The sequence below is a fragment of the Bradyrhizobium viridifuturi genome (assembly GCF_001238275.1).
GTDB classification, from domain to species: domain Bacteria; phylum Pseudomonadota; class Alphaproteobacteria; order Rhizobiales; family Xanthobacteraceae; genus Bradyrhizobium; species Bradyrhizobium viridifuturi.
In genome coordinates this window covers 156,170-166,488 of record NZ_LGTB01000016.1, presented here as the reverse complement: position 1 = coordinate 166,488, position 10,319 = coordinate 156,170, and the positions used below count along the sequence as shown (strand labels likewise).

General features: G+C 65.3%; 10 protein-coding genes. 8 read left to right on the top strand and 2 right to left on the bottom strand.

Annotated features, from left to right (window positions below; genetic code table 11):
- Positions 1-111: 111 nt before the first annotated feature.
- Both ALC15_RS16825 and ALC15_RS16820 read left to right on the top strand, forming a co-directional pair.
- Positions 112-1,386 (top strand): cytochrome P450, encoded by a 1,275-nt coding sequence (locus ALC15_RS16825; protein WP_050628196.1) that lies wholly within the window; start codon positions 112-114, stop codon positions 1,384-1,386.
- A gap of 72 nt (positions 1,387-1,458) precedes the next feature.
- On the top strand, positions 1,459-3,300 hold the full coding sequence (locus ALC15_RS16820) for a class I SAM-dependent methyltransferase (RefSeq protein WP_094193924.1): 1,842 nt from the start codon (positions 1,459-1,461) through the stop codon (positions 3,298-3,300).
- Between the two features lie 10 nt (positions 3,301-3,310).
- On the opposite strand, the gene ALC15_RS16815 is transcribed toward ALC15_RS16820, so the two are convergent.
- Entirely contained in the window at positions 3,311-3,820 is a 510-nt protein-coding gene (locus ALC15_RS16815) for a MarR family winged helix-turn-helix transcriptional regulator (RefSeq protein ID WP_050628195.1), read from the bottom strand.
- A 106-nt stretch (positions 3,821-3,926) separates the two neighbouring features.
- Here ALC15_RS16815 and ALC15_RS16810 point away from each other — a divergent pair, with 106 nt between their 5' ends.
- The 4 genes from ALC15_RS16810 to ALC15_RS16795 all read left to right on the top strand — a co-directional run bounded on the left by ALC15_RS16810 (position 3,927) and on the right by ALC15_RS16795 (position 6,970).
- Positions 3,927-4,826: an alpha/beta fold hydrolase gene (locus tag ALC15_RS16810; protein WP_050628194.1), complete on the top strand. Its 900-nt coding sequence runs from the start codon at positions 3,927-3,929 to the stop codon at positions 4,824-4,826.
- A 70-nt stretch (positions 4,827-4,896) separates the two neighbouring features.
- On the top strand, positions 4,897-5,700 hold the full coding sequence (locus ALC15_RS16805; RefSeq protein ID WP_050628193.1) for an isocitrate lyase/PEP mutase family protein: 804 nt from the start codon (positions 4,897-4,899) through the stop codon (positions 5,698-5,700).
- Positions 5,701-5,819: 119 nt separating this feature from the next.
- Positions 5,820-6,380, top strand: a complete 561-nt coding sequence (locus ALC15_RS16800) for a thiamine pyrophosphate-binding protein (protein WP_094193928.1) — start codon at positions 5,820-5,822, stop codon at positions 6,378-6,380.
- Positions 6,380-6,970 (top strand): thiamine pyrophosphate-dependent enzyme, encoded by a 591-nt coding sequence (locus ALC15_RS16795; protein ID WP_050628192.1) that lies wholly within the window; start codon positions 6,380-6,382, stop codon positions 6,968-6,970. The genes ALC15_RS16800 and ALC15_RS16795 overlap by 1 nt, the downstream gene beginning before the upstream one ends.
- A 13-nt stretch (positions 6,971-6,983) precedes the next feature.
- On the opposite strand, the gene ALC15_RS16790 is transcribed toward ALC15_RS16795, so the two are convergent.
- On the bottom strand, positions 6,984-7,907 hold the full coding sequence (locus tag ALC15_RS16790) for a LysR substrate-binding domain-containing protein (RefSeq protein WP_050628191.1): 924 nt from the start codon (positions 7,905-7,907) through the stop codon (positions 6,984-6,986).
- A gap of 122 nt (positions 7,908-8,029) precedes the next feature.
- Between ALC15_RS16790 and ALC15_RS16785 the strand changes: the two genes are divergently transcribed.
- On the top strand, positions 8,030-9,199 hold the full coding sequence (locus ALC15_RS16785; protein WP_050628190.1) for an acyl-CoA dehydrogenase family protein: 1,170 nt from the start codon (positions 8,030-8,032) through the stop codon (positions 9,197-9,199).
- A gap of 11 nt (positions 9,200-9,210) precedes the next feature.
- Positions 9,211-10,311, top strand: a complete 1,101-nt coding sequence (locus ALC15_RS16780; RefSeq protein ID WP_050628189.1) for a CaiB/BaiF CoA transferase family protein — start codon at positions 9,211-9,213, stop codon at positions 10,309-10,311.
- Positions 10,312-10,319 lie beyond the last annotated feature (8 nt).

The window sequence follows — 10,319 nt, the reverse complement described above, 5'->3', positions numbered from 1 at the left end:
ACCACAGAAGCAGTCTCTGAGTGGAGAGAGCCCCCACCCGCCGCGCTCTTCGAGCGCAGCGACCTCCCCCGCAAGCGGGAGAGGTGAGAACCGCCGCCGGAGCCAATGAAGATGAACGTCCAGACCGCCATCCGTGCCGACCGGGCCGAGCTGCTGCGCCAGGCGCGCGAGGAAGCCTATGCGACGCCATTGAAGGATTTCCATCCCGGCGCGCCGCGGCTATTCCAGAACGATACGCTGTGGCCGTGGTTCGAGCGGCTGCGCAAGGAAGAGCCGGTGCACTACTGCACCAATGCGCCGATCGAGCCCTATTGGTCCGTGGTGAAGTACAACGACATCATGCATGTCGACACCAGCCACGGCATCTTCTCCTCGGATTCCACGCTCGGCGGCATCTCGATTCGCGACGTGCCACCCGGCTACGACTATCCGAGCTTCATCGCGATGGACCAGCCGAAGCACGCCCATCAGCGCAAGACCGTGTCGCCGATGTTCACGCCTGATCATCTCGACGAGCTGGCTAAGCTGATCCGCCAGCGCTCGGCCAGCGTGCTCGACAACCTGCCGCGCAACGAGACCTTCAATTTCGTCGAGCGCGTCTCGATCGAATTGACGACCCAGATGCTCGCGACGCTGTTCGACTTCCCCTGGGAGGAGCGGCGCAAGCTGACGCGCTGGTCCGACGTCTCCACCGCGCTACCGAAAAGCGGCATCGTCGAGTCGCCGGAACAGCGGCGGCAGGAGATGGACGAGTGCTACGCCTATTTCTCCAAGCTCTGGAACGAGCGTGTCAACTCGGCCCCGAAGAACGACCTGCTGTCGATGATGGCGCACAGCGACGCCACGCGGCACATGGATCCCGACAATCTGATGGGCAACATCATCCTGTTGATCGTCGGCGGCAACGACACCACGCGCAACACCATGAGCGGCTCGGTGCTGGCGCTGCATGAGCATCCCGACCAGTTCCGGAAACTGAAGGAGAACCCTGCGCTGATCGACACCATGGTGCCGGAGGTGATCCGCTGGCAGACGCCGCTGGCGCATATGCGGCGCACCGCGCTGCAGGACACCGAGATCGGCGGCAAGACGATCCGGAAGGGCGACCGCGTCGTGATGTGGTACGTCTCCGGCAATCGCGACGACGAGGTGATCGACCGGCCCGACGAGTTCATCATCGACCGCGCCCGGCCCCGCATCCATCTGTCGTTCGGCTTCGGCATCCACCGCTGCGTCGGCATGCGGCTTGCCGAGCTGCAGCTCAAGATTGTCTGGCAGGAGATGCTGAAGCGTTTCGACCGCATCGAGGTGGTCGGTGAGCCGAAGCGGGTCTATTCCAGCTTCGTGCGCGGCATCGAGAACCTGCCGGTACGGATCCCGGGCTGAATAATCCTTGGCTGCAATTACGTTCGGCCCTATGTCTTGCCGCGTCTTACAGCTTGGGCCAGTTGACGGATCATGAACCGAAAAGAACGGCGTGCGGCCGGTAAGCAACGGGACGCGTCCGGCAAGAGCGCACCTGCTTTCGGCTCCGCGGGCATCAGCATTGCCGACCTTGCCGCAGAGGCCAGCCGCTTCTACGGGGTGCGCCGCTTCAACGAGGCGCAGGAGATCTGCCGGAGCATTCTTGCGCGCGAGCCTGCCCATGTGCAGAGCCTGAACCTGCTCGGCCTGATGGCGCAGGCTGCCGGCGACCACCGGGCCGCCGTGAAGACCTTCGCGAAGGCGATTGCGTCCGACGACCTGAATGCCGCCTGCCACTACAATGCCGGCAATTCGTACCAGGCGCTCGGCAATCGCGGCAAAGCTACTGCGCATTTCAGCAAGGCGCTCGCGCTCGGCATGGATGCGAAGGCCGTCGGCTTCATCCTGCAAAGTCCGACCGTCACTCGCTATGTCGCGCGGATTGCCGGCAAGTGGCCGCTACCGGTGACGAGCGCCGACTTGTTCGGCGGCGAAGGCGTTGCCCCGCTGGCCAGCGATCTGTTCCTGCGCTGCGCGATGGAAGCAACGACGCTGGCGAGCATGCAGCTCGAAGTGCTGCTCGGGCACGTGCGAGCCGAATTGCTGCGGCTCGCCGGCGAGCAACGCAGCGATGGCGATGACGACGATCTCGTTGCCTTTGCCTGCGCGCTCGCCCGGCAATGCTTCATCAACGAATATGTCTATGGACAGGCCGAGGCGGAGAGCAAGCAGGCGGGCGCACTGCGCGATCGATTGCTGCACGACCTGGCATCCAGCGCCGCGATCGCGCCGCTGACGCTGGCCGTCGTCGCAGCGTACTTCCCGCTTCATGCCCTGCCGGCGGCGGACGCGCTGCTGCGCCGGGAATGGCCTCCAACCGTCGCCGGCTTGTTGCGGGTGCAGCTTCGCGAACCGCACGACGAGAAGGCAGAGCGCAGCGCCATTGCGACGCTCACCCCGATCAGGAACGACGTATCAGTCGAGGTGATGCGCCAGTACGAGGAGAATCCCTATCCACGCTGGACCGTGAACCCGCTTTCGGCATTCGTCGCCGATCGGGCGCGGGGAAAGACGGTCGCGACTGCGGAACAGCAGGCCGAACGGGATATTCTGATCGCCGGTTGCGGCACCGGTTCGCACGCGATCCAGATCGCGCAGGTCTATCCGAATGCGCGCCTGCTCGCGGTCGACATCAGCATGACCAGCCTCGCCTACGCCCGCCGCAAGACGCGCGAGTTCGGCTTGCGCAATGTCGAGTATGCGCAGGCTGATATCCTGGAGTTGGGCTCGATCGATCGCACCTTCGACAGCATCGAGTCGGTCGGGGTGCTGCATCATCTTGCCGAGCCCTTTGCCGGCTGGCGCGTGCTGGTCTCGCTGCTGCGGCCGGGCGGCACGATGCGCATCGGCCTTTACAGCGAGCTGGCACGCCGCGTCATTGTCGAAGCCCGCAGCCGCATCGCAGCTCGCCATTATCGCGCCACCGCCGACGACATCAGGCGGTGCCGGCAGGAGATCTTCCGCGAGGCCGAGCAATGGAGACCGCTGATCGGCGCCAAGGATTTCTACAGCATGAGCGGCTGCCGCGATCTGCTGTTCAACGTCATGGAACACCGCCTCACCATCCCGGAGATCGCGGCGTTCCTGAACGATCATGGCCTGACTTTCCAGGGCTTCGAGCCGTTTGACGACCCGGCGGTGCTCGAGAAATTCCGCAAGCAGTTTCCGGGGACGGCCGACGAGACCAATCTCGATCAATGGCACCGCTTCGAGGTCGAGCATCCGGAGACGTTCTGGGACATGTACGTGTTCACGGCGCAAAAGCGCGCGGACTGACGGTAAGAGGTCAGTGACCGTGCTGGCCCTTGTTGGTCGGCAACGGGCAATTGGTGCAGACCCGGTCGTCGCACATCCGGCAGATCGTGAAGCGATCCATCTCGGAGGTGTCCTGCCGGGCGAGCAATGCGCGGATCAGCGTCGCCAGCTGCTTCCGTTCGGCCGATGACAGCACCTCCAGCAGCGACGTCACCGCCGAAATCCGCGACGCCAGCAGCTCGTTCCGGGACGCGACGCCCGACGCCGTCAGGTGCAAGGCGACCTCGCGGCCGTCCTTGCCGGGCCGGCGCTCGACCAGCCGATCCGACACCAGACGATCCACCAGCCGGACCGTTCCGGAATGCGACAGGCCGAGGATCCGCCTGAGCTTGTCGTTGGTCATGCCCTGGCCATAGCCGATCACGATGAGCGCCGCGGGCGTCTCGCCGCCGCGGCCGACCACCTCGCGCGCGCCCTGCTCGATGCGATCCATGACGGCGAGCGACAGCGCGCCCAGCAGATTGGCGATTCCGTTTTCCATGCCCTCATAATATGTGCGCTGCGCACAAAAAACAACTTGACCAGATATGTGCGCTACGCACATATTTACCCCAGAGAGCGACAACGATGAAAAATGGAGAGCAGCGATGACGACCCGAAGCGGCGCACTGGCAACGCCTGAGACCACAGGCAGCGAACCCGCCCTGAAATACGTGCAGGCCAACGGCGTGCGGTTTGCCTATCTCGAACAGGGCAGTGGGCCGCTGGTCATGTTCATGCACGGCTTTCCCGACAACGCCTGGTCGTATCGCAAGCAGCTGCAGGTGTTCGCGGATGCCGGGTATCGCGCGGTCGCGCCGTTCCTGCGCGGCTATGCGCCGACCGGGATTCCGGCCGACGGCATCTTCGATCCGATTGCGCTGGGCAGGGATCTCGAAGCACTGATCGAAGCGCTGAGCGACGACGGACGGGCCTGCGTCGTCGGCATGGATTGGGGCGGCACCTCGACCTTCCAGGCGCTGGCCACGGCGCCGTCGGCGATCAAGGCCGCGGTCGTCATGAACACCGCGCACCCGATCACGATCGCAAGCCTCAGGAGCGATCCCGACGCCGTTCGATCGGTCTTCCATGTCTATTTCTTTACGGTGCCCGGCGCTCACTCGGCGGTCAACATCGAGGGACTTCCCTTCGTCGACTACCTTTGGAAGTTGTGGTCGCCGACCCTGCAGAACGACGAGCATCTTCGCTCGGTCAAGGAGACGCTCAGCTCTCCCGGCACCATGAAAGCGGCGTTGAAGTACTACAATGGCCTGGTCGAAGCGGGAGCCGCGGGCCGGCTGCCGATCAACGACATGCATACGCCGACGCTGACGATCTATGGCGGCAACGATCCGACGGCGCGGTATTCGATGCAGGAGGAGCCGCTCTTCAAGGGGCCACATCGCAGGGTCATCCTGCCCGATGTCGGGCACTTCCCGCACCTCGAGCGTGAGGCCGAGGTGACCAGCCTGATCTTGGACTGGTTCAAAACGCACGGCGCCGACTGAACAGGCGCGCCGCAACCGGCGGCCGCGACAATCACAGCATCTTCAAATCCTCTGATCAGGAGTGTGCGCAATGGACGCCACGACGCAGCAGCAATACGCCGAAGCATTTCGAGCCCTTCACAAGACGGGCGATCCGCTCGTCCTGTTCAACGCCTGGGATGTCGCCACCGCCAAGGCGATCGCGAAGTCGTCGCCGGCGGTGGCGACCAGCAGCGGGGCCGTCGCGGCCGCACTCGGCTACGCCGACGGAGAGAACGCCCCGCTCGACATGGTGGAAGGCCTGGTCGCGCGGATGACCGCTTCGGTGCCAGTTCCGGTATCGATCGATCTGGAGGCGGGCTATGGCGATACGGCGGAGGCCGCCGCGCATTCAGCGGCGCGGATCCTGAAAGCCGGTGCCATCGGCATCAATATCGAGGACGGGCTTTCGGGCGGAAGGCGGCAACTCGTCGATCCCGCCCAGCATGGCGAGAAGATCCGGGCCGTCCGGGCCACCGCGCAAAAGCTCGGAATTGATCTCTTCATCAATGCGCGGACCGATCCGTTTCTGCTGAAGTTCGGCTCGCCGGAGCAGTGCCTGAATGAAGCGGCCCGGCGCGCGAGGATCTATGCCGATGCCGGCGCCGATGGGATTTTCGTACCCGGGCTCACCGAGCTCGCGCTGATCGAGCGGTTCGTGCAACTGACGCCGCTACCCGTCAACATCATGGTGACGCAGGGTGTCCCCGACATCGCCGATCTCGCCCGCGTCGGCGTGCGACGGGTCAGCCTCGGGCCGTGGCCCATGATGGCGGCGATGCGCGTCATCGGACAGGCCGCCGCCGCGGTCGCCACGAGCAAGCAATACGGCGCGCTTCTGCAGCCGAACGGCTGATGACGGAGATATACAATTCCGGCATAGCTGCGCGAAACAGATGTGACGGGATTTGAGCGCCCCTACCCGCTAAGCCTCCCGGTGTGAGGACGCGCCTCTGCGCGCCCCGAACCGAGGCCATGATGGACCAGATTGCCGTTCACCAGGACAGCGCGACCAGCCGCGACTGGCCGGTTGCGATCTACCGCACGCTGAAGAGCTTCGGCGTTGCGCAGGTGTGCTACGTCCCCGACGCGGGACATTCCGAGCTGATCAAGCTGTCGCACGCCGATGCCGGCATCAAGACCACGGTGCTGACTACAGAAGAGGAAGGCGTGGCGCTCGCCGCCGGCGCCTGGCTCGGCGGCGACTGCGCGGTGCTGCTGATGCAATCGAGCGGCGTCGGCAATTGCGTCAACATGCTGTCGCTAATGGCGAGCTGCCGCTTCCCGCTGCTGACCCTGGTGACGATGCGCGGCGAATGGGCCGAGTTCAATCCCTGGCAGATCCCGATGGGCCGCGCGACGCCGCAGGCCTTCGAGATCATGGGCACGACGGTGCTGCGCCTCGAGAATCCCGACGACGCCGAGGAAGTGATCTCGGCCGCCGCCTCGCTCGCCTATGACGGCGACCAGCAGGTCGCGGTGCTGATCTCGCAGCGGATGATCGGCCGCAAGAAGTGGACCAAGGAGACGCACTGATGTCAGCAACCGGCACTCTCGATCGCCGCGCCGCCGTGAAGGCACTGCTTGCCGACCGCGGCGATCTTCTGGTGATCTCCGGACTCGGCTCGTCGTCCTACGACGTGTTCGATGCCGGCGAGCATCCCGGCAATTTCTATCTCTGGGGCGCGATGGGCGGCGCTGCGATGGTCGGGCTCGGCCTCGCGCTGGCGCAGCCGAAGCGCCCGGTACTGGTTGTCACCGGCGACGGTGAGCAGCTGATGGGGATCGGCAGCCTCCTCACCATCGCGACCAAGCAGCCCGGCAATCTCTCGATCGCGGTGCTCGACAACGGCCATTTCGGCGAGACCGGCATGCAGCTCAGCCATTCTGGTCTCGGCGCCAAGCTCGAGGTGATCGCGAGCGGCGCGGGCATCGGCAATGTCTCGGATATCGCCGACATGTCCGGCATCGAGAATTTCCGCAACAGCCTGCGCGATCTCGGCGGCGGCCCGCGGCTGGCGCGGATCCGCATCGCGTCCGGCGAGGTCGAGCGCGCGTTGCCGCCGCGCGACGGCACCTACCTCAAGAACCGCTTCCGCGGCCATCTCGGCTTCGTGGTGAAGTGATGCGAAGCCGCGCTCAGGCGAGCTGGATATCCCAGAGCCCCTCGGCGCGCAGCGCGGCGACCTCGTCGCGCAACAGCTTTGCGATCAGCGTCATCGCATTGGAGCCGGGATGCTCGACCGGCGAGGCCAGCGTCAACTCGCGCCGCGGCGCCGGCCGCGCGATCGGCGCGGTCTCGAGCCGGCCCTCCGCGACCTCGGCGCGCACCGAGGACGGCGGCAGCATGGTGTATCCGAGCCCCTCCTCGACCAGGCTGGTCAGCACCCGGAACGAATCCGCCTCGAGCTTGACGTCGAGATCGATCTTCTTTCGGGCCGCAGCATGTTCGAGCAGCGCGCGGAGGCCGTGCGAATGACTGGGCAGCACCAGGCGCTGGCGCATCAGCCAGCCGAATTCCACCTGCTTCTTCTGCTTCAGCCCGCTGCCGCGCGGGCCGACCGCGACGATGCTGTCGCGGCCGAGGCTCTGCACCGCCAAATGCAGGTCGACCGACGGGCCGTAGATCACCGCAAGATCCATCTCGCCGCGATGCAGCCACTCGATCAGATGGCCGCTGTAGCTCTCGACAATGCAGAGCGAGATGCCGGGGTAGTGCTCCACCGTGCGCCGCGCCAGCCGCGCCGACAGCACGCAGCTCACCGTCGGCACGAGGCCAAGCACGACGCGCCCGGACGGCGCGCCGCCGGCGGACTGGATGTCGTCGCGGATCTGGTCGATCTGCCGCACGATACCGCTGGTGCGCGCCAGCAGCAGCCGGCCGGCATCGGTCAGCACCATGCCGCGGCCGTTGCGCGTGAACAATTCGGTGCGCAGCTCGTGCTCCAACAGCTTGATCTGCCGGCTCAGCGCCGGCTGCGCAACCCGCAAGGTATCGGATGCCTTGCTCAGACTCCCGAGTTCCGCGACGCACGCAAAGGTCCTAAGCTGGCGGAAATCCATACTTGCCAATCCTGGAAGGCAGGTTCATACGCTATAACAAAACAGCATAGGGAGTTTACCGGGGCCCCACAACAGCGGGCGTTTGACCTGGTGTCCGCGCAACCTCGCGACAAGAAGAACCGATGACCACACACGATCAGCACACCGACGACCATACAGACATCCGCGACGCCGTCGCAAAACTCTGCGCGCAGTTTCCCGGCGAATACTGGCGCAAGCTCGATCGCCAGATGGCCTATCCGAAGGAGTTCGTCGATGCGCTGACGGAGGCCGGCTATCTCTCGGTGCTGATCCCCGAGGAATATGGCGGCGCGGGGCTGAAGCTGTCGGCTGCGGCCGCGATCCTGGAAGAGATCCAGCGCGCCGGCTGCAATGGCGGCGGCTGCCACGCCCAGATGTACACGATGGGCACCGTGCTGCGGCACGGCAACGACGCGCAGAAGGCGAAGTATCTACCGAAGGTCGCGACCGGCGAATTGCGGTTGCAGGCGTTCGGCGTCACCGAGCCGACCAGCGGCACCGACACCTCGTCGCTGAAGACCTTCGCCCGCCGCGAGGGCGATCACTACGTCGTTAACGGCCAGAAGATCTGGACCAGCCGCGCGGAATATTCCGACCTGATGATCCTGCTGGCGCGCACCACGCCGAAGGAACAATCCAAGAAGCGCACCGACGGGCTCTCGGTGTTCATCGTCGACATGCGCGAGGTGAAGGGCAAGGGTCTCGAGATCCGCCCGATCCGCACCATGATGAACCACGCCACGACCGAAGTGTTCTTCACCGACATGAAGGTGCCGGCGGAAAACCTGATCGGCGAGGAAGGCAAGGGCTTCCGCTACATCCTCTCGGGCATGAATGCCGAGCGCATCCTGATCGCAGCCGAATGCGTCGGCGACGCCAAATGGTTCATCGCCAAGGCCACCAACTACGCCAAGGAGCGCAGCGTGTTCGGCCGGCCGATCGGCCAGAACCAGGGCATCCAGTTCCCGATCGCCAAGGCCTACGCCTCGATGCGCGCGGCGGAATTGATGGTGAAGGAAGCCACCCGCAAATATGAAGCCGGGCTCGACTGCGGCGCCGAGGCCAACATGGCCAAGATGCTGGCAGCGGATGCGTCCTGGGAAGCGGCCAATGCCTGCGTGCAGACCCATGGCGGCTTCGGCTTCGCCGAGGAATACGACGTCGAGCGCAAGTTCCGCGAGACCCGGCTCTACCAGGTGGCGCCGATCTCGACCAATCTGATCCTCTCCTTCGTCGCCGAGCACGTGCTCGGCATGCCCCGCTCCTACTGAGTTGTCTGATCATGCTGCCGCTTGAGGGATTGACCGTCATCGCCGTCGAACAGGCGGTTGCTGCGCCGTTCTGCTCGTCACGCTTGGCCGATGCCGGCGCCCATGTCATCAAGATCGAGCGACCCGAGGGCGATTTCGCCCGCGGCTACGACGCCGCAGCGAAGGGCCAGAGCAGCTATTTCGTCTGGCTCAACCGGGGCAAGGATTCCGCGGTGGTCGATCTGGCCACCAAGGAAGGCCGCGCGCAGCTCGAAGAGCTGATCGCGGGCGCCGACGTGCTGTTGCAGAACCTCAAGCCGGGCTCGATGGACAAGCTCGGCTTCTCGCGCGAGCGGCTGCGCAAGGCCTATCCGAAGCTGATCATGTGCACCATCACGGGCTATGGCGACACCGGTCCCTATGCCGACCGCAAGGCCTATGACCTCCTGATCCAGGCCGAGAGCGGCCTTGCCTCGATCACCGGCGGCCCCGAGGGCGCCTCGCGCGTCGGCATGTCGATCGTCGATGTCGCAACCGGCGCCACCGCGCATGCGTCCATTCTCGAAGCGCTGATCGGGCGCGGCCGCACCGGAGAGGGCGCGGACATCCGGATCTCGATGTTCGACGTGATGGCCGACTGGCTCACCGTGCCGCTGCTCAATGCCGAAGACGGCAAGTCGCCCAAACGCATCGGCCTCGCCCATCCCTCGATCGCGCCCTACGGCGTGTTCCGCTCGAAGGATGGCAAGGAAATCCTGATCTCGATCCAGAGCGAGCGCGAGTGGAAGACGCTGTGCGCCAAGGTACTGGGCCAGCCCGGCCTGCCCGACGATCCGCGCTTTGCCAACATGGTCGAGCGCGTGCGCAACCGCGCGCTGACCGACCAGATCGTCAGCGACAGCTTCGGGCGCCTGACGCGCGAGGAATTGCTGGCGAAGCTTGCCGAAGCCGACATCGCCTTTGCCGAGGTCAACAGCATGGACGATCTCGCCAGGCATCCGCATCTGCGCCGCATCGAGGTCGACACGCCGAACGGCAAGGTCAGCTATCCGGCGCCGGCCGCGATCGTGGTCGGCGAGGACCGGCACTACGGCAAGGTGCCCGCGATCGGCGAGCGCACCAAACGTTCCTGAGATCCCTC

Excerpts from the sequence above, each read along its gene's own strand:
- ALC15_RS16825 (WP_050628196.1), top strand. The coding sequence starts at position 112 with ATGAACGTCCAGACCGCCATCCGTGCCGACCGGGCCGAGCTGCTGCGC.
- ALC15_RS16820 (WP_094193924.1), top strand. The coding sequence starts at position 1,459 with ATGAACCGAAAAGAACGGCGTGCGGCCGGTAAGCAACGGGACGCGTCC.
- ALC15_RS16815 (WP_050628195.1), bottom strand. The coding sequence starts at position 3,820 with ATGGAAAACGGAATCGCCAATCTGCTGGGCGCGCTGTCGCTCGCCGTC.
- ALC15_RS16810 (WP_050628194.1), top strand. The coding sequence starts at position 3,927 with ATGACGACCCGAAGCGGCGCACTGGCAACGCCTGAGACCACAGGCAGC.
- ALC15_RS16805 (WP_050628193.1), top strand. The coding sequence starts at position 4,897 with ATGGACGCCACGACGCAGCAGCAATACGCCGAAGCATTTCGAGCCCTT.
- ALC15_RS16800 (WP_094193928.1), top strand. The coding sequence starts at position 5,820 with ATGATGGACCAGATTGCCGTTCACCAGGACAGCGCGACCAGCCGCGAC.
- ALC15_RS16795 (WP_050628192.1), top strand. The coding sequence starts at position 6,380 with ATGTCAGCAACCGGCACTCTCGATCGCCGCGCCGCCGTGAAGGCACTG.
- ALC15_RS16790 (WP_050628191.1), bottom strand. The coding sequence starts at position 7,907 with ATGGATTTCCGCCAGCTTAGGACCTTTGCGTGCGTCGCGGAACTCGGG.
- ALC15_RS16785 (WP_050628190.1), top strand. The coding sequence starts at position 8,030 with ATGACCACACACGATCAGCACACCGACGACCATACAGACATCCGCGAC.
- ALC15_RS16780 (WP_050628189.1), top strand. The coding sequence starts at position 9,211 with ATGCTGCCGCTTGAGGGATTGACCGTCATCGCCGTCGAACAGGCGGTT.